General features: G+C 70.8%; 17 protein-coding genes. 5 read left to right on the top strand and 12 right to left on the bottom strand.

Annotated elements, in window-relative coordinates; all coding sequences use genetic code 11:
- The first annotated feature begins 48 nt into the window (after positions 1-48).
- The gene (locus BLS95_RS39995) at positions 49-702 is read left to right on the top strand and encodes a TetR/AcrR family transcriptional regulator (RefSeq protein ID WP_245765571.1); all 654 of its coding nucleotides are present in this window, start codon (positions 49-51) and stop codon (positions 700-702) included.
- Here BLS95_RS39995 and BLS95_RS39990 read toward each other — a convergent pair.
- The 5 genes from BLS95_RS39990 to BLS95_RS39970 form a co-directional block, all read right to left on the bottom strand.
- Positions 691-1,680 (bottom strand): TerC/Alx family metal homeostasis membrane protein, encoded by a 990-nt coding sequence (locus tag BLS95_RS39990; protein WP_090944255.1) that lies wholly within the window; start codon positions 1,678-1,680, stop codon positions 691-693. The genes BLS95_RS39995 and BLS95_RS39990 overlap by 12 nt on opposite strands.
- 210 nt (positions 1,681-1,890) lie before the next feature.
- Positions 1,891-2,838, bottom strand: a complete 948-nt coding sequence (locus BLS95_RS39985) for a sensor histidine kinase (RefSeq protein ID WP_176993630.1) — start codon at positions 2,836-2,838, stop codon at positions 1,891-1,893.
- 230 nt (positions 2,839-3,068) lie between these two features.
- Positions 3,069-3,479 (bottom strand): VOC family protein, encoded by a 411-nt coding sequence (locus tag BLS95_RS39980; RefSeq protein ID WP_090944249.1) that lies wholly within the window; start codon positions 3,477-3,479, stop codon positions 3,069-3,071.
- A 10-nt stretch (positions 3,480-3,489) separates the two neighbouring features.
- Positions 3,490-3,930: a helix-turn-helix transcriptional regulator gene (locus BLS95_RS39975; protein ID WP_090944246.1), complete on the bottom strand. Its 441-nt coding sequence runs from the start codon at positions 3,928-3,930 to the stop codon at positions 3,490-3,492.
- Positions 3,931-4,004: 74 nt separating this feature from the next.
- Complete coding sequence (locus BLS95_RS39970) at positions 4,005-5,099, bottom strand: enolase C-terminal domain-like protein (RefSeq protein ID WP_245765570.1); 1,095 nt, start codon at positions 5,097-5,099, stop codon at positions 4,005-4,007.
- A 198-nt stretch (positions 5,100-5,297) separates the two neighbouring features.
- Between BLS95_RS39970 and BLS95_RS39965 the strand changes: the two genes are divergently transcribed.
- Positions 5,298-8,234, top strand: a complete 2,937-nt coding sequence (locus BLS95_RS39965) for an FAD-binding and (Fe-S)-binding domain-containing protein (protein ID WP_090944359.1) — start codon at positions 5,298-5,300, stop codon at positions 8,232-8,234.
- Positions 8,235-8,296: 62 nt separating this feature from the next.
- Here BLS95_RS39965 and BLS95_RS39960 read toward each other — a convergent pair whose 3' ends face one another.
- A complete protein-coding gene (locus BLS95_RS39960) occupies positions 8,297-8,734 on the bottom strand; it encodes an SPW repeat protein (protein WP_090944241.1) in 438 nt (145 codons plus the stop codon).
- A 157-nt stretch (positions 8,735-8,891) separates the two neighbouring features.
- On the opposite strand from BLS95_RS39960, the gene BLS95_RS39955 reads away from it, so the two are divergent.
- Positions 8,892-9,359, top strand: a complete 468-nt coding sequence (locus tag BLS95_RS39955) for a MarR family winged helix-turn-helix transcriptional regulator (RefSeq protein WP_143044061.1) — start codon at positions 8,892-8,894, stop codon at positions 9,357-9,359.
- A gap of 13 nt (positions 9,360-9,372) precedes the next feature.
- Here BLS95_RS39955 and fmdA read toward each other — a convergent pair whose 3' ends face one another.
- The 3 genes from fmdA to BLS95_RS39945 all read right to left on the bottom strand — a co-directional run bounded on the left by fmdA (position 9,373) and on the right by BLS95_RS39945 (position 11,660).
- Positions 9,373-10,629, bottom strand: a complete 1,257-nt coding sequence (gene fmdA, locus BLS95_RS39950; RefSeq protein ID WP_090944239.1) for a formamidase — start codon at positions 10,627-10,629, stop codon at positions 9,373-9,375.
- 28 nt (positions 10,630-10,657) lie between these two features.
- Positions 10,658-10,810, bottom strand: coding sequence for a hypothetical protein (locus tag BLS95_RS56195; protein ID WP_176993629.1), 153 nt, complete (start codon positions 10,808-10,810; stop codon positions 10,658-10,660).
- A 325-nt stretch (positions 10,811-11,135) separates the two neighbouring features.
- Complete coding sequence (locus BLS95_RS39945; RefSeq protein ID WP_090944356.1) at positions 11,136-11,660, bottom strand: GNAT family N-acetyltransferase; 525 nt, start codon at positions 11,658-11,660, stop codon at positions 11,136-11,138.
- 111 nt (positions 11,661-11,771) lie between these two features.
- On the opposite strand from BLS95_RS39945, the gene BLS95_RS54785 reads away from it, so the two are divergent.
- Positions 11,772-12,074, top strand: a complete 303-nt coding sequence (locus tag BLS95_RS54785; RefSeq protein WP_143044060.1) for a hypothetical protein — start codon at positions 11,772-11,774, stop codon at positions 12,072-12,074.
- A gap of 107 nt (positions 12,075-12,181) precedes the next feature.
- Here the strand turns inward: BLS95_RS54785 and BLS95_RS39935 are convergent, their stop codons facing one another.
- Together BLS95_RS39935 and BLS95_RS39930 are read right to left on the bottom strand one after the other, a co-directional pair.
- The gene (locus BLS95_RS39935) at positions 12,182-12,517 is read right to left on the bottom strand and encodes a hypothetical protein (protein WP_090944233.1); all 336 of its coding nucleotides are present in this window, start codon (positions 12,515-12,517) and stop codon (positions 12,182-12,184) included.
- Between the two features lie 35 nt (positions 12,518-12,552).
- Positions 12,553-13,209, bottom strand: a complete 657-nt coding sequence (locus BLS95_RS39930; protein WP_245765569.1) for a GntR family transcriptional regulator — start codon at positions 13,207-13,209, stop codon at positions 12,553-12,555.
- A gap of 56 nt (positions 13,210-13,265) precedes the next feature.
- On the opposite strand from BLS95_RS39930, the gene aceE reads away from it, so the two are divergent.
- Complete coding sequence (gene aceE / locus BLS95_RS39925; RefSeq protein WP_090944228.1) at positions 13,266-15,731, top strand: pyruvate dehydrogenase (acetyl-transferring), homodimeric type; 2,466 nt, start codon at positions 13,266-13,268, stop codon at positions 15,729-15,731.
- A gap of 108 nt (positions 15,732-15,839) precedes the next feature.
- On the opposite strand, the gene BLS95_RS39920 is transcribed toward aceE, so the two are convergent.
- A complete protein-coding gene (locus BLS95_RS39920) occupies positions 15,840-16,685 on the bottom strand; it encodes an alpha/beta fold hydrolase (RefSeq protein WP_218136219.1) in 846 nt (281 codons plus the stop codon).
- Positions 16,686-16,851 lie beyond the last annotated feature (166 nt).

Raw genomic sequence — 16,851 nt, 5'->3', positions numbered from 1 at the left:
CTACATGTGTAGGCTAACCGACACCTGTAGGAAACAGTACACTGAGGTGTGGCACTCACCAGGGAGAGAAACGGCGAGCTGAGCGACCCGCGGGTGCGCCGCACGCAGGCGGCCCTGCGCAGCGCGCTGATCGACCTCGTCCAGGACCACGATCTGTCCCGGATCAGCGTCGCCGATGTCGTCGAGCACGCCGGGGTGAGCCGTTCCACGTTCTACGACCACTACCACGACGTGCACGAGCTGGCCGAGGCGGCGTGCACCGCGATGATCGACGACCTGATCGAGGCCATTCCCCACCCTGGCAGCAAGGACGGCCCGGACACCGCCACCGACACGCTGCGGACCTTCTTCGCCCACCTCGCCGAGCACGCCCGCCTCTACCGCAGCGTGCTCGGGCCCCAGGGAAGCGCGCGGGTCATCGACCACGTGCGCCGCCGCGCCACCGTGGCGGGTTACGTCGGCGCCCGGTGTGCCACCACGGACGACCAGGCCGTGGCCCCGGTCGACTACACGGCGCACACCCCGCACGACGTGCCCGCCGCGTTCACGGCGGGAGCACTCATCGGCGTGGCCACCGACTGGCTGGAGCGCGGCTGCCCCCGCTCGCCCGCCGAGATGGCCGCCCTCACCCGCCCCCTCCTGACGGCCCTCTACCACGACGACAACTGTGACGCTGATCGGTCAGGGGAGTCAGCCGTCTGAGCCTGAGGGGGCGGTTCGGCGGGCCTGGCGGCGGTTGGCTTGCATGCTCGTGATCGTGACGACCGTCAGGACCGCGATGATGGCCCCGAGCGAGATCAAAGTGGGGATCTCCGGGACCGCCGGCCAGATGCCGTGGGCCCAGTGCAGGACGAGTTTGAGCCCGATGAAGCCCAGGATGAGGGCGAGCCCGTGGTTCAGGTGCCGCAACTTCCCCAGGACGTCCGACAGCACGAAGTACAGAGCCCGCAGGCCGAGCAGGGCGAACGCGTTGGTGGCGAAGACGAGGAAGGGGTCTTCTGTCACGCCGTACACGGCCGGCACCGAGTCGACCGCGAAGACGATGTCGGTGGCGAAAATCGCCACGATGGCCAGCGCCAGCGGGGTCAGGGCACGCCGGCCGCCCTCTCGGACCACCAGACGGGAGCCCCGATAGTCCTCGGTGACCGGCATGACCCGCCGCAGCAGCCGGATCGTACGCATGGAGGAAATGTCCACCTCCTGCTCGTGGCCGCTCAGCGCGCTCCTGAGGATCCGCCACGCGGTGACGATCAGGATCCCGCCGAACAGCAGGAACGCCCAGGTGCCGCTCTGCAGCACGGCGGCGCCCAGGGCGATGAACACCGCCCGCAGCGCCAGGGCCCCGATGATGCCGTACAGCAACACCCGCTGGGCCAGCTCGCGTGGCACCGCGAACGCGGAGAGCAGCAGCAGGAACACGAAGAGGTTGTCCACGGACAACGACTTCTCGACGACGTATCCGGTGTAGAACTCCACCGCCACCCTGGTCCCGAACGCGCGCCACAGGTAGACGCCGAAGAGCAGCGGAAGCGCCAGGTAGAAGACCGACCAGCTCACGGCCTCGCGCATCCGTACCTCGTGCGGGCGGCGCGTCAGGAGGAAGTCCACGCCCAGCAGCAGCGCGAGACAGGCGACGGTGATCGACCACAGGTGGGGCGAGCCGATGGTCTCCAGCGGCATGGAACCTCCTCGAACGTGGCGATCAAGCCGTTCGAGGTCTCCTTCGCCGCACTGGCGGCCGTCCGGGGACGAAGTCACGTCCGTACTGACCGGACCGGCTCTTGGGAAGTACTCCCCTCCGCCTCTCAAGATAGGCGAATCCGCAGGTCAGCGCCACTATGGCGGCCCTCTTCCCGGTGTCGGGCGCGTTCGCCCGCTACGCGGGGGCCGTCACGTCATGGCAAGGTGGAGGCGGATCTGGGTGCCGTCCGGGTCGGCGCGAACCTGGACCAGCTCGCACAACTGGCGCGCTATCCACAGCCCATGCCCGTGCCCGGCGGTCAGAGCGGGTGGCAGGAACCCGGGAAGAGGTACGGTCATCCGTCCGGAGTCCACGATGTCGCACACCAGGGTGGTGCCGGAGGTCCACAACGTGACGAGGCCGTGCCCGGCGCCGTGCTCCACGGAGTTGGTCGCCACCTCGTTGACCGCCAGCAAGATGTCCTGGGCCCGCTCGCCGGGCAGGCCGAGGGCCGCGATGTGGGCGACCAGCCGCTGACGCATCAGGCCCAGGTCGGCGCCGAAGGCGATCACGGTGGTGTTCGCCGGTGCGGGCGGCAGGGGAAACTCGTCGCCCGGGCAGGCGAAGAGGGCCGGATCGACGTAGGAGTCGCTGTCGCGCCCGCCGGACCCGGTGAGCAGGTGGGGATGGGTACGCCCGGCGCCGGTGAGGATGTGCTCCGGCAACGTGCGCCGGTCGTAGAGGCACACGAACCAGGCGGGCCTGCTCGCGAACGCGGCGTTGGTCACCGACTCGCAGCGGATCCACTCGCACTCTTCCAGCTGGGTACGGCTGTCCCAGACGGGTTCGCCGATGATCCGTACCCGGCCGTGGTTGCTCTTGTGGGCCGCGATGTGGCGGTCGAGGGCGGCCAGCGTACGTCCCGGCGCGCGATACCACTCCCTGGCCGCCACGAACTCCACCTCGGACGCCGGCTCCGCCAGCTTCTCGCGCAACAGCGCGATCTTGGCCTCCGCGACGACGACCAGGACCTTGTCACCCGCGGCCAGGCCATCCAGGCAGAAATCGGTGGTGGCCGACAGGCACTCGTGGTCGCCGTCGTAGAGCAGCGCCTGGTGGATCAGCTGATGGGCGCCTTCATCGCTGACCTGGCGCATCCCACCGACCTCTTCACCGTGTCTCGGCATCACGGCCGGGCATGGCGAACGACGCAGCCTGCCCCAAAAGGCACGCTAGCGCTCGACGCCGGACGGCGCCATGACCAAACGGGGAACTGTACGGGCCCCATCTGGTAGCGCAGTGAACGAGGTCGCCGCCCGGCCATGATTCGCCGGTTTCCCGCGAGGTTGCCGGTGGAAGGGGCGGCAGCCGGACGGGAGCGTGGTGGTTACGCCTTCGGCTCCTGGGAGATTCGCACCATGTTGCCCGAGGGGTCGCGGAACGCGCAGTCGCGCGGTCCCCAGGGCTGGTCGATGGGCTCCTGCAGCACCTCCGCGCCGGAGGCCCGCACCCTCTCGAAGGTCGCGTCGAGGTCGTCGGTGCGGAAGACGGTCATCGGCAGGACGCCCTTGGTGAGCAGTTCCTGGAGGGTGTCGCCGTCGGCCTGGGACCGGCCGGCGTGCGGCTCGGAGAGGACGATCTCGACGCCCGGCTGGTCCGGGCTGCCGAGGGTGACCCAGCGGAACTCGCCGGACGAGACGTCGTTGCGGACCTCCAGGCCGAGCGCGTCGCCGTAGAAGGCGACCGCCTCGTCCACGTTGTTGACGGTGATGTGGCAGAACTGAAGTGCGATGGACATGCGGTCAACGCTAGGCGGCGGCCTTACGTCCTGCTTCTCCATTTCTGCTCGGAGTTTTCCTGGTCGGCCGGGTGCGCACCATGGCCACGCACGAAGGCATGGCAGCCTCGGCCCGGTGCTCGCGGCCACGGTAGGCGCTCGGCGTCTCACCCACCAGCTCGGTGAATCGCGAGCTGAACGAGCCGAGCGACGTACAGCCGACCTCCATGCACGCGTCGGTCACGCTGACACCGGCGCGCAGCAGCGCCATCGCGCGTTCGATGCGGCGGGTCATGAGGTAGCTGTAGGGCGTCTCGCCGTAGGCCGCCCGGAACTGGCGGGAGAAGTGCGCCGGTGACATGAGCGCGTGGCGAGCCATCGTCGGCACGTCGAGCGGGCGGGCGTATTCACGGTCGATCAGATCCCGCGCCCGGCGCAGGTGTGCCAGATTGGCGAGCTCTTGCGGGGTCATGGGGGAAGGCTACCACCGCTCCATGAAGGCCACTGACCTGCGGGTATGGCCCTTGATCGACCTGTCATGCCCGTTCACCGCACGCGGTGGCGTTCGGCGGCGGCGGTGCGCAGGGTCAGGCCGTGGCCGGGGGAGTCGGCGCGGGGCCGGGCCAGCCCGCCGGACGGGTCGGCGGCGCCGTCGAACAGGTCGGCCTCGATGCGCTGGTGGTCATGGAACCACTCGATGTGGCGCAGGTTGACGGTCGCGGCGGCGGCCGGGAGGTGCAGGTTGGGCGCGCAGTGGGCGGAGACCTGGAGGTTGTGCCCGGCCGCGACGGCGGTGGCGGCGAACCAGCCGGTGTACCCGCCGCACCGGGTGGCGTCGATCTGCAGGCAGTCGACGGCCCCGGCCTGGCACATGCGGGTGAAGTACGCCAGGTCGCAGCCGTACTCGCCGGCCGTCACGTCGGCCGCGCAGTGCTCGCGCACCAGGCGCAGGCCGGGCAGGTCGTCGGAGGAGACGGGCTCCTCGAACCAGGTCACGCGGTGCTCGCGCATCCGCTCGCCCAGGCGGACGGCCTGCTTGGCCGAGTAGCCGCCGTTGGCGTCGACGTAGAGCTCGGCGGCCTCGCCGATGACGCGCCGGGCCAGGGCCACGCGGTGCAGGTCCCGCTCGGGCTCGGTGCCGTACGACTCGCCGATCTTGATCTTGACCCGGCCGATGCCCTGGTCCTGCACCCATCGCCGGAGTTGTGCCGTGGTGGCGTCGTCGTCGTAGGTGGTGAAGCCGCCCGAGCCGTAGAGCGGGACCTGCGGACGCGCCGCGCCGAACAGGCGGACCAGCGGCACGTCGAGCAGGCGGGCCTTGAGGTCCCAGAGCGCCACGTCCACGGCCGAGAGGGCGTATCCGGCGACGCCGGGCCGGCCGGCGTTGCGGATCTGCCGGGTCATCGCGGCCCAGGCGGCGGGGATGTCGGCGGCGTCGGAGCCGGTCACGACGTCGGCGAGCAGTTCGGTGACCAGCGCGGCCGCGGCGGCCGGGGCGTACGTCCAGCCGGTGCCGGTGTGGCCGTCGGCGGTGAGCGTGACGACGACCATCGTGGTCGCCTGCCACGCGAGCGTCCCGTCGCCTTCGGGGAGGTCGGTGGGGATGTGGTAGGCCGCTGCCGCGACCTTGTCGATCGGCACCCCTTCGCCCCCTTCCGCCCCACGGATCGGCAGGCGGTATCTGCTACCCGGCCGTCATCGTCCAAACGGAGGCTGCCGCGGCCCCCCGGACGGCGCCACGTGCGTGGCCCGCGGGCGGCGGATGTTTACGGCCGACGGGGTGGGCAAGGCGGCTGACATGGCCTTTCACCCGATCTCCCAGCCGGGGAAGTGATCATCATGGGACGAGCCGTGGGACTTCCCGACCCCGTCCTGGTCCGCGGACCCCAGCCGTACGTGCGTATCCGCGACCTGGAAGAAGATCTGCGGGCCCGGGTGGACGGCGAGGTCCGGTTCGACCCCGGTAGCCGTGGCGCGTACTCGACCGACGGCTCCAACTACCGGCAGGTCCCGCTCGGCGTCGTGGTGCCGCGTACGATCGATGCCGCCGTGGAGGCCGTGGCCGTGTGCCGCGAGCACCAGGCGCCGATCACCTCGCGCGGCGGCGGCACCAGCCTGGCCGGCCAGACCTGCAACACCGCCGTGATCATCGACTGGTCCAAATACTGCCGGCGCCTGGTGTCGGTCGACGAGCGGGCCAGGACGTGCGTGGTCGAGCCGGGCATCGTCCTGGACGAGCTCAACCGGCAGCTTGCCCCCACCGGCCTGATGTTCGGGCCGAAGCCGTCCACCCACGCCCAGTGCACGATCGGCGGCATGATCGGCAACAACTCCTGCGGCTCGACGGCCCAGGCCTACGGCAAGACCGCCGAGAACGTCGCCCGCCTGGAGATCCTCACCTACGACGGCACCCGCATGTGGGTCGGCCCTACGAGCGAGGAGGAGTACGAGCGCATCCTCGCCGAAGGAGGCCGCCGCGCCGACATCTACCGGCAGCTGCGCGAGATCGCCGTCGAGCACGCCGAACAGATCCGGGCCCGCTTCCCCGACATCCCGCGCCGGGTCTCCGGCTACAACCTCGACCGGTTGCTGCCCGGCGGCGCCTTCGACCTGGCCGGAGCCCTGGTCGGCTCGGAAGGCACGCTGGTCACGGTGTTGCGCGCCGAGCTCAACCTGGTGCCGGTGCCCGCGGCCGAGGTCCTGCTCCTGCTCGGCTACCACGACATCCTCACCGCCGCCCGCGCGGTGCTTCGCATCGCCGCCCACCACCCGCACCAGCTGGAGGGCGTGGACGACAAGCTGATCAGCTACGAACGCCGCCGGCACATGCATCCCGAGGCCCTGGGCCAGCTGCCCGAGGGCGGCGGCTGGCTCATGGTTTCCTTCACCGGCGGCAGCAAGGAGGAGGCCAGGAGGCGGGCCGAGGCCCTCATGGACGAGCTGCACGGCAGCGATCACGAGCCGCAGATGGCCTTCTTCGACGACGAGAGGACCGAGCACGAGCTGTGGGAGATGCGCGAGGCCGGCCTGGGCGCCACCGCCCGCGTCCCGGAGATGCGCGTCACGTGGGAAGGCTGGGAGGATTCCGCCGTCCCGCCGGAACGGCTCGCCGACTACCTGCGCGACCTGCGCCGGTTGTTCTCCGAGTTCGGCTACGACGAAGCCGCCCTGTACGGGCACTTCGGCCAGGGCTGCGTGCACACCCGCATCCCCTTCGACCTGGTCACCGCCGACGGCATCGCCGCCTTCCACGCCTTCCTGCGCCGCGCCGCCGACCTGGTCGTCTCCTGCGGCGGCTCCCTGTCCGGCGAGCACGGCGACGGCCAGTCGCGTGGCGAGCTGCTGCCCGTCATGTTCGGGGCGGACATCATCGCCGCCTTCGGCCAGGTCAAAGCCGTGTTCGACCCGGATAACCGGATGAACCCCGGCAAGATCGTCGCACCGTACGGGGTGACGGAGAACCTGCGCCTGGGCGCCGACTGGACCCCCGCGGAGCCGGAGGTGACCTTCGGCTACCCGGATGACCAGGGCAGCTTCCAGTGGGCGGTGATGCGCTGCGTGGGCGTCGGGCAATGTCGCAGCCACACCGGCGGTGTCATGTGCCCCTCCTACCGCGCCACCGGCGAGGAGGAACACTCCACGCGGGGGCGGGCCCGGCTGCTGTTCGAGATGCTGAACGGGCACACCGACGCCACGATCACCGACGGCTGGCACTCGCGGGCCGTGCACGACGCGCTCGATCTGTGCCTGGCCTGCAAGGGTTGCAAGAGCGACTGCCCGATGAACGTGGACATGGCCACGTACAAGGCCGAATTCCTGTCCCATCACTACGCGCACCGGCCCCGGCCGGCCGCCCACTACAGCATGGGCTGGCTTCCGCTCTGGGCCCGGCTGGCGGCCGCCGCCCCCGGCGCCGTCAACGCGCTGACGCACGCGCCCGGCCTGGCCGGCCTGGTCAAGCGGCTGGGCGGCATCGAACCCGGCCGGACCCTGCCCGCCTTCGCCCGTGCCCGCTTCAGCGACGCCTACCGGCGCCGCGGCTCGCGCGGCAGCGGGGAGCGCGGCCGAGTGCTGCTCTGGCCGGACACCTTCACCGACAACCTCTCGCCGCGGATCGCGGTCGCCGCGGTCAAGGTGCTCGAAGCGGCCGGTTACCGGGTGCTCATCCCGCCCCGCACCCTGTGCTGCGGGCTCACCTGGATCTCCACCGGCCAGCTCGGCATCGCCAGGCGGGTGCTGCGCCGCACCCTGCGTACGCTCGCCCCCGTGCTGCGGCAGGGCATCCCGATCGTCGGCCTCGAACCCAGCTGCACCGCCGTCTTCCGGGACGACGCCACCGCCCTGCTCCCGCACGACCGTGACGTCACCCGCCTGGCCGAGCAGAGCACCACGCTGGCCGAACTGCTCACCCGTACCGAGGGCTGGCAGCCTCCGCGCATCGATCGCGAGGCCGTCTGCCAGCCGCACTGTCACCAGCACGCCGTCCTCGGTCACCAGGCCGACCAGGACCTGCTGACCAGGGCCGGGGTCCGGCTGCGTACGGTGGGCGGGTGCTGCGGCCTGGCCGGTGACTTCGGCTTCACCGCCGGGCACATGGAGGTCTCCCTGGCCTGCGCGGAGCACGAGTTGCTGCCCGCCATCCGGGAGGCGGACCCGGACACACTGATCATGGCCGACGGGTTCAGCTGCCGTACGCAGATCGCCGACACCAGCTCCAGGCGGGCGGTGCACCTGGCCGAGGTCCTCGCCGCCCACCTGCCGGCGGGCCGCTCCTGACCAGCCTGACGGGAGCCGGCCGGGCCGGCTCCCGCCACATGACGGGTTCGCCCCGCGACGGGTCAGCGTCTGCGCATCGGTGAGCCGAACGGACGGTTCATGCCGAGCATCGCGGCGAGCCCGAGAAGCACAGCGACCGCGCCGGTCACCACGTTGCTCCAGATCGTCCCGGTCGTGGCGACGTTTCCGCTGACGACCCAGGGTGCGATGATCGTCCATACGCCGATCAGCGGTGCGATCCAGACGATGCCGTGCGTCCGCCCGGAGGCGGAGGCGAACCCCGCGCCCAGCATCGCCAGGGCGATGCCGACGATCAGGTTGTTCACCGTCAGGGTTGTGAATCCGTTGAACCCGACGACCCACGGAGAGATCGCGAGGTAAAGGCCGGTCAGGAACGTAAGACCGGCTACCGCCTTGGCGATCGGTGTCTCTGCGGCGAGCTCGTATTTCGCCCGCAGTTCCGCGATGTCGGGGTGCATTCGCATGGTCTCGCCAGCCATGTCTTTCACCACCTTTGCGCATGCGCCAGCATGCGTGCCTGAGGCTGTGAGATCGACGGCCGTGGACAGACGGCGGCGTGTCTTGCTCCCGACCCGTTCGGCCGCCCGATTTGTATCTCTTTGTATGATAATATCACGTTAAGAGGGGTTGTTGGTTATGGGGCGACCGTCTGAAGCGCTCACAGAGCAGGACTACGCGAACCTGCTCTCGTTCCGCGTCTGGCTCCGCGCCTTCCTGTGGTGGAGCGAGCAGCGCGCGGCCGAGGTGGGTCTCACGGCTGCCCAGCACCAGCTGCTGCTGGCGGTTCGCGGCCATTCCGACTCTCGCGGTCCCACCATCCGGGAGCTCGCCGGTTATTTGTGCACCCGGCACCACAGCGCCGTACAGCTGGCCGACCGGGTGGAGCGGCTGGGCCTGATCAGGCGCAACCGGGTGAGGGCCGGGGACCGCCGGGAGGTGCGCCTGACCCTCACCGAAGCCGGCCGGCTCAAGCTGTCCCTGCTGAGCGCCGCCCATCTGGAGGAGCTACGGCGCCTCGCCCCGCTGCTCAACGCGCTGTTCGAACTGCCGAACCGCGGTGGCCGGATGTTGCTCGGCCCGCTGGGGCAACCCTGCTCGCCGTGAGAGCCGCCCCGCGTCAGCCGAAGGTGGCGTGCGGCGCGCTGGTGCCCGGTGGCACCCGGGCCGGGCCGGACGCGCCGGGCCGGACGTCGAAGTCGAAGATCGCGGTCGGCAGGTAGACGGTGGCGCAGGAGTTCGGGATGTCCACCACCCCCGACAGCCGGCCCTCGATCGGCGCGGCGCCGAGCAACAGGTACGCCTGCTCGGGGCTGTAGCCGAACTTCGACAGGTAGCCGATCGCGTGCAGGCAGGCCCGCTGGTAGGCCAGCTGCGAGTCGAGGTAGCGCTGCTCGCCGTCCAGCGTGACCGACACCCCGGAGAACGCGAGCCACTCGCTGTACTGGGGTGCGGTGCGGCCCGGCATGAAGATGGTGTTCTCGCCGACGCCGTACGTCTCCATGCCGCCCTTGATGAGGTCCACGTGCAGGTCGACGAAGCCGCCCATCTCGATGGCCCCGCAGAAGGTGATCTCGCCGTCGCCCTGGGAGAAGTGCAGGTCGCCGACCGACAGGTTCGCGCCGGGGACGAACACCGGGTAGAAGACGCGGGAGCCCTTGGTGAGGTTCTTGATGTCCTGGTTGCCGCCGTTCTCCCGGGGCGGCGCGGTACGAGCGGCTTCGCCCGCGACGCGGTCGAACTCGGACGAGGGCACCGACCCGAGCACGGCGTCCCGCGGCTCGGGAGGCAGGGCCAGCGGCGGCACCCGCTGCGGATCGGTGGCGATCAGCGCGCCCTCCCGCGCGTTCCATTTCGCCAGCAGCTCGGCCGACGGCGCGGTGCCCATGAGCCCGGGGTGGGTGATGCCGGTGAACGACACCGCGGGAATATGGCGGGAGGTAGCGGTCTGACCGGAGAAGTCCCAGATCGCCTTGTAGGCGTCGGGGAACTGCTCGGTGAGGAACCCGCCGCCGTTCCTGGTGGGGAAGATCCCGGTGTAACCCCAGCCCTGGCCGGCCAGCGGGCCGCTGTCCTCCTGCGGGATGGGCCCGACGTCGAGGATGTCGACGATCAGCAGGTCGCCCGGCTCGGCGCCCTCGATCGCGAACGGGCCGCTGAGCACGTGCACCGTCGTCAGCGGGGCGTCACGGACGTCCTCGGCGGAGTCGTCGTTGCGGATCGCGCCGTCGAACCACTCGCGGCAGTGGACCCGGAAACTGTCACCCGGCTTGACCCGGGCCACCGGCGGGATCTCGGGATGCCAGCGGTTGTGACCGAGCTTGGCCTGGTCGGTGAACTTCTTGGTCGAGTCGAGCGGGAAGATCAGCTCTGGCACGGCTGGGTTCCTTTCGGCACAGGGACGGTCACGGGCGCGGCAGGCGAGCGGTGGCGGGATGGGCGGCCACCGCGCTCCCGGCGCGGCGCCGTGGCCGGGCCGTGACGACCTCGGGCTCGGTGGCGCTGCGCTCCGCACGCCGCACCTGGGCCGCCAGGGCGGCCGGAGTACGCGCCAGCATCGGCGCCGAGAACACCCGGGCCGAGACCGCGCCACAGTCCGGGCACGGCACCGAGGCGGGTGCGGTGCCGATCGGACATGTGACCGCGATTTCTCGGCAATGCGGACAGCGATAGCCGTATGTCGCCATAGCGGGCGCCCTTCGAGCGAGTTCGACCCAAGCCTCCCGGGCGCGAACAGTTTCAGAGCTGGATATACCGCCAACCGGACGGGCGCATGACCGGCGACAGATCTTGCTTCCGCCAAACTTGCCCGCACATCACTAAGCCCTCGCCAAAACCCGCGCAACGTAGATCCAGGAGCCCGACTCCGAGCTCAGGCCCGGATCAGATGCTCCCGGCGTAGATCCTCCGCCGGAGCCCGTGAACGGTCGCCAGACGTTCCAGCCGGAGCCCGACCTTCTCCGCGACGCGCTGAGAGGGCACGTTGCCGGGATGGATGATCGCGATGAGCCGATCCAGGTGCAGGACGTCACGCGCGTAGTCGCGGCAGGCGGCCGCGGCTTCGGTGGCGTATCCGTGGCCCTGGAGCTCGGCCCGGACCAGGTAGCCGATCTCGACGTGCACGGTCCCCTCGACGTTCTGTGGCGTCAGGCCGCAGTTGCCGACGAACTCGCCGGTGTCCCTGAGCTCGATCAGCCACAGCCCGTGGCCGTGCTCGCGGTAGAGCCGTTCGTTCCAGCCGATCCAGCCCGAGGCTTCCTCGCGCGTTTTCGGCCTCGGGTAGAACCGCATGACCTCGGGGCTGCCCAGCAGGGCCGCCATGTCGTCGAGGTCTTCCGGGGTCATCTCGCGGAAGGCGAGTCTCCGGGTCGGGGCTGGTCGGAGGCGCCCACTCCCCGGCCCGCTCATCCTGAACCGGGGGGCCACTGTCCGGGATATCCCGGTGAAGGCGCTCCGGGGCCGGGGATCGGGGGTGGGGGCTGCTGGTGGACGGGTGCGCCGTAACCAGGTGGGGGGAGCATGGCGGCCGGCCCGGAACCCCGGCCGACCTGGAAGCCGACACCGCCGATCATGGTGGTGAGGCCGCCCAGCGCGATCACGATGGCCAGGTTTCGCGCGCCGGCGACCTCGGACTGGCACGCCGGGCTCGATGTCTGGCCGCAGCCGTCGATCGCGGCGATCGCCACGAAGAAGGCCGCGATGAAGCTGGCTAACGAGGCGATGAACATGAGCACGAAGCCGGCATGGGGCCGCAGAAAGCGCATGGGAAGCCTTGTTCCTGTCGTCCGATTCCCGCCGTGGGGATTGTTGTCGTCGGGCTGATCGAGCCCCAGGGCGTCCCGCTTGCCGCCTTGGGGTGTTCTCGGCGGCAGCAGGCTACCAAGCGATCATGGCCCGGCCCGATCTCGGCGTCATCACGCGTCCGCCGCTCAGCCGGCGAACCTGCCGGCGATGTCCCGGGCCCATCGCGCGGCCTTGGCCACCTCGTCGCCGGTGACGGGCGCGCCGGGCATCCGGCCCAGGCGTTCGACCTGTTCGGCGAAGCGCAGGTGCTCCTGGCGCGCGTGCTCCCGGCAGGGCAGGCAGGTGACGCTCTCCGGGCGGGACGAGGTCATCGCGTAGGCCACCTGGAGCCCGCAACCGGTGGTGACAGAGGTCGGCGCGTCGGGCACGGCGCCCAGCGTCGACGCGATCACGTTGCGGTAGTCGGCGCCGGCCCCCATCACCTTCCGGTCGACGTGAATGTGCGGATCGGCCTCGCTCATCTGCGCCCACGCCTCCGTCCGAGTCGCCCCGGGGCTCAGACTACGGTGCCCGGCGGCGGGAGGTCGATCGGCGGCGGGAGGTGCCGGGCCGAGGAGTAGCCGAGGACGTGCTCGCGTAGCAGCACGCCCACGTGCGGGTCGTCGCGTTCGAACGCCGCCACGAGGGAGTCGTGACCGGTCGCGTGCTCCACCGCCCGCGCCCGGAACAGGCGGATCGCCAGGTGTGTCCACACCTCGACGCCGAGGGACTCCCACACCGACATCAGCACGTCGTTGCCGGAGGCCCTGACGATCTCGCGGTGGAAGGCCACACCGTGGCGCACCTGGTCGATCAGGGAGTCGGCGGTCGCCGCCGCGCGCAGGCCGGCGACGTGGACCCGCAGGGCCGCCACGGGCGGGCGGCGCAGGCGTACGGCCGTCTCCTCCAGGCCCGCCCGCACCTCGTAGACCTGGCGCAGATCCGTCTCGGTGAGCTTGCGCACCCGCGAGCCCCGGTTAGGGGAGGATTCGATCAGCCGCAGCGCCTCCAGCTCTCGCAGCGCCTCGCGCACCGGGGCCTGGCTGACGCCCAGCTCGGTGGCGAGCCGGCGCTCGACGAGGCGGTCACCGGGCCCCCAGCGGCCGTCGATGAGGCCGTCCAGGATGATCTGCCGGATCTGGTCGCGAAGCGGCGAGCGCACGACGGGCTTCACGAACAGCATAGTAGTACATACATCCGACGTTCGATCATAGGGTGTTTAATGGTGGTATGGAGAAAGACCTCGATCCGCAGGAAACCGCCGAATGGCTTGAATCGCTGGAGGCGGTCCGGCGGGCAGCGGGCCCCGACCGGGCCGACTACCTGTTGCGCAGGCTGGCCACAAGCAGCCGCTACATCAACACCGTACCGACGTCGGATGAGCCCTCTTACCCCGGGGACCTGGCGCTCGAGGAGCGCGTCGCGGCCTACGACCGGTGGAACGCCGCCGTGATGATCACCAGGGGCAGCAAGCTGGGGCTCGGCGGCCATCTGGCCACCTACGCCTCGGCCGCCTGGCTGTACGAGGTGGGCTTCAACCATTTCTTCCATGGTGAGCACGACCAGGTCTATTTCCAGGGCCACGCCTCGCCGGGGATCTACGCCCGGGCCTACCTGGAGGGCCGGCTGAGTCGCGAGCAGCTGGACCTGTTCCGGCAGGAGCCCGAGGGCGGGTTGCCGTCATATCCGCATCCGCGGGCCATGCCGGACTTCTGGCAGTTCCCCACTGTCTCTATGGGCCTCGGCCCGCTCAACGCCATTTACCAGGCCCGGTTCAACCGCTATCTGCACAACCGCGGCATCAAGGACACCTCGCGGAGCCACGTATGGGCGTTCCTCGGTGACGGCGAGATGGACGAGCCGGAGTCCACGGCCGCACTCACCCACGCCGCCCGCGAAGGGCTGGACAACCTCACCTTTGTGATCAACTGCAACCTGCAGCGGCTCGACGGCCCCGTACGCGGCAACACCCGCATCGTGTCGGAGCTCGAAAGCGTCTTCAGGGGCGCCGGCTGGCATGTGGTGAAGGCGTTGTGGGGCTGGGAGTGGGACGAGCTGCTCCGCTCGGACGAGCTGGTCGCCAGGCTGGACAGGGTGCCCGACGGGCAGTTCCAGACGTTCGCCGCCGCCGACGGGGCCTACATCAGGGAGCACCTGTTCCACGGGCTGGACGTGCCGTATTCGGACGAGCACCTGCAGCGGGTCGTCGGCGGGTCGCGGGCCGGCCACGAGCCGCGCAAGGTCCACGCCGCCTACCGCAGGGCCCTGGACAACCGCGGCGCGCCCACCGTGGTCCTCGTGCAGACCGTCAAGGGGTGGACGCTCGGCGCCGGCGTCGAGGCGCGCAACGCCAACCACCAGATGAAGAAGCTGAGCAACGACGAGTTCCGCGCCCTGCGCGACCGGCTCGGCCTGCCGGTGACGGACCGCGAGCTCGACGGCGAGCTGCCCCCCTTCCTGCACCCCGGGCCCGACTCGCCGGAGGCCCGCTACGTGGCCGAGCGGCGGCGCGCCCTGGGCGGCTCCCTGCCCAGCCGGCGGGTCTCCCACCACCCGCTGCCCGCGCCCGGCGAGCGCCCGTTCCGCGCGCTGGAGAAGGGCTCCACGCAACCGGTGGCGACCACGATGGCCTTCGTCCGTCTGGTCAAGGACCTCATGAAGGAGCCCGAGACGGGGCGCCGCTGGGTGCCGATCGTGCCGGACGAGGCCAGGACGTTCGGCATGGAGTCGCTGTTCCCCACCGCCAAGATCTACTCCGCGCTGGGCCAGCGTTACGAGTCCGTCGACCGGGACCTGCTGCTGGCTTACAAGGAGGCGACCGACGGGCAGATCCTGCTCGAAGGCATCACCGAGGCCGGATCGATGGCCTCGTTCGCCGCCGCGGCGTCCAGCTACGCCACGCACGGCGAGCCCATGATCCCCTTCTACATCTTCTACTCGATGTTCGGCTGGCAGCGCACCGGCGACCAGATGTGGGCGTTGGCCGACCAGCTCGGCCGCGGGTTCCTGGTCGGCGCCACGGCCGGCCGGACCACGATGACGGGGGAGGGGCTGCAGCACGCGGACGGGCACTCCCACCTCATCGCCTCCACCAACCCCGCGTGCCTGGCCTACGACCCGGCCTTCGCGTACGAGGTGAGCGTGATCGTGCGCGAAGGCCTCAGGCGCATGTACGGGCCCGACGCCGAGGACGTGTTCTACTACCTGACCGTCTACAACGAGCCGCTGCCCCAGCCGGCGATGCCCGAAGGGGTCGAGGAGGGCATCCTGCGCGGCATCTACCGCTACTCCGCCGGCGGCGGCCAGGCCCACCTGCTCGCCAGCGGCACCGCGATCCACTGGGCGCTGGCCGCGCAGCGCCTGCTGCAGGAGGAATACGGCCTGGGCGTCGACGTCTGGTCCGTCACGTCGTGGAGCGAGCTGCGCCGTGACGCCATGACCGCGACGGACGTCCCCTACCTGCGCAAGGCGCTGGCCGGGATCGACGGCCCGGTGATCGCGGTGAGCGACTGGATGCGCGCGGTCCCCGACCAGATCCGGCCCTGGGTCGACCAGCCGTGGACGTCGCTCGGCACCGACGGGTTCGGATTGTCGGGCACCCGCGAGTCCGTACGCAGGCACTTCGGGGTCGACCCGCGCTCGATCGCCGACGCGGTGCTCAAGGGCGTCGAGGAGGCCGCAGCCGTCCGCCGATGAACGCGGGACCGCACCGGGCCGCCGGCCGGCGGCCCGGTCGCACGCCGACGCACTGACATCACCCCGGCGCTGCCCGAGGCCGGGCTGCGGGCGTTCGTGGTTCGCGGGTCAGCCGCCGATCTGGACGCCCGGCCGGGCGTGCGTGGCGAAGAAGCGCAGGACGGCGTCCGCGAGCTCGCCCGGCTTCTTCTCCGGCGCGAAGTGGTCGAGCGCGGGGAAGGTCGCGATCTCAGCGTGGGGGATCGTCCCGGCCAGCCGGGCGAGCGCGACGGCCTGCCGGCCGGTGTCAGGCCCCTTGCCCCGGGTGATCAGGGTGACCGCGCTGATCTCGCGGTAGTCGTCCGGCCGGCTGTCGAACCGTCCCACCTCGACGTGCTCCCTGATCGCCTGGGGCATGAGCGCGAGGTTCCGCCGCAGCTCGGCACGGGGGATCACGCACCGCAGGATGATCCGGAGCAGCCAACGTGGCACTCGTCCGGACTGCTCCGGATTGGTCCCACGGACGAAGGTGAGGAACGCCTCGAAGTTCTCGCCCTCGGAGGCTTCGCGGCGTGCCCGGTCGATCCAGCCGACCGGGATCGACCCGCCGACCGACACCCCGGGCTCGTAGACGACGACCGCGTCGAACTCCGGGTTGCCGCACGCGGCTCGCAGGGCCACCAGCCCGCCGAAGCTGTGACCGAAGATCAGCCGTGCGCCGGTTCGCGCGCGTACCGCCTCGATGTCCTCGCACTCCCGGGCGATGCCGTACCGGTCGCCCTGCGGGCCGCTGCCGCCCCGGCCGCGCCGCTGCACGACGTGCACGGTGTGCCGGGCGGCCAGGAGCTCGGCGAACGCGGTGAGGTCGGCCGCCGTCGCGAGCGCTCCGGGGACCACGATGACGTGCGGCCCGTGCCCGGTGCTGAGGTACTCGACGGGAGTGCCGTCCGCCGACGTCACCATCTGGGTCGTCATTTCCGGCATGGTGTTCTCCTCCTTCTCGGAGCCCGGTCCGCCCGAGCTGTGCTTACAATGTACGCAGCGAGGCTGGATCGGGGATCGTCGCGCGCCTGCGCGGTAGTGCACTTCGTAGGCAGCCGCAGGTAGGCGGGTAGTGCGGTGATTGGCCGTGCGGCCGACC

It is taken from the genome of Nonomuraea jiangxiensis (genome assembly GCF_900099965.1).
GTDB lineage: Bacteria > Actinomycetota > Actinomycetes > Streptosporangiales > Streptosporangiaceae > Nonomuraea > Nonomuraea jiangxiensis.
This window is presented reverse-complemented; position numbering and strand designations above follow the sequence as displayed.

Excerpts from the sequence above, each read along its gene's own strand:
- BLS95_RS39975 (WP_090944246.1), bottom strand. The coding sequence starts at position 3,930 with ATGACCCCGCAAGAGCTCGCCAATCTGGCACACCTGCGCCGGGCGCGG.
- BLS95_RS39935 (WP_090944233.1), bottom strand. The coding sequence starts at position 12,517 with ATGAGCGAGGCCGATCCGCACATTCACGTCGACCGGAAGGTGATGGGG.
- BLS95_RS39955 (WP_143044061.1), top strand. The coding sequence starts at position 8,892 with ATGGGGCGACCGTCTGAAGCGCTCACAGAGCAGGACTACGCGAACCTG.
- BLS95_RS54785 (WP_143044060.1), top strand. The coding sequence starts at position 11,772 with ATGGCGGCCGGCCCGGAACCCCGGCCGACCTGGAAGCCGACACCGCCG.
- BLS95_RS39945 (WP_090944356.1), bottom strand. The coding sequence starts at position 11,660 with ATGAGCGGGCCGGGGAGTGGGCGCCTCCGACCAGCCCCGACCCGGAGA.
- BLS95_RS39985 (WP_176993630.1), bottom strand. The coding sequence starts at position 2,838 with ATGCGCCAGGTCAGCGATGAAGGCGCCCATCAGCTGATCCACCAGGCG.
- BLS95_RS39920 (WP_218136219.1), bottom strand. The coding sequence starts at position 16,685 with ATGACGACCCAGATGGTGACGTCGGCGGACGGCACTCCCGTCGAGTAC.
- BLS95_RS39990 (WP_090944255.1), bottom strand. The coding sequence starts at position 1,680 with ATGCCGCTGGAGACCATCGGCTCGCCCCACCTGTGGTCGATCACCGTC.
- BLS95_RS39960 (WP_090944241.1), bottom strand. The coding sequence starts at position 8,734 with ATGGCTGGCGAGACCATGCGAATGCACCCCGACATCGCGGAACTGCGG.
- aceE (WP_090944228.1), top strand. The coding sequence starts at position 13,266 with ATGGAGAAAGACCTCGATCCGCAGGAAACCGCCGAATGGCTTGAATCG.
- BLS95_RS56195 (WP_176993629.1), bottom strand. The coding sequence starts at position 10,810 with ATGCTGGCGCGTACTCCGGCCGCCCTGGCGGCCCAGGTGCGGCGTGCG.
- BLS95_RS39965 (WP_090944359.1), top strand. The coding sequence starts at position 5,298 with ATGGGACGAGCCGTGGGACTTCCCGACCCCGTCCTGGTCCGCGGACCC.
- BLS95_RS39980 (WP_090944249.1), bottom strand. The coding sequence starts at position 3,479 with ATGTCCATCGCACTTCAGTTCTGCCACATCACCGTCAACAACGTGGAC.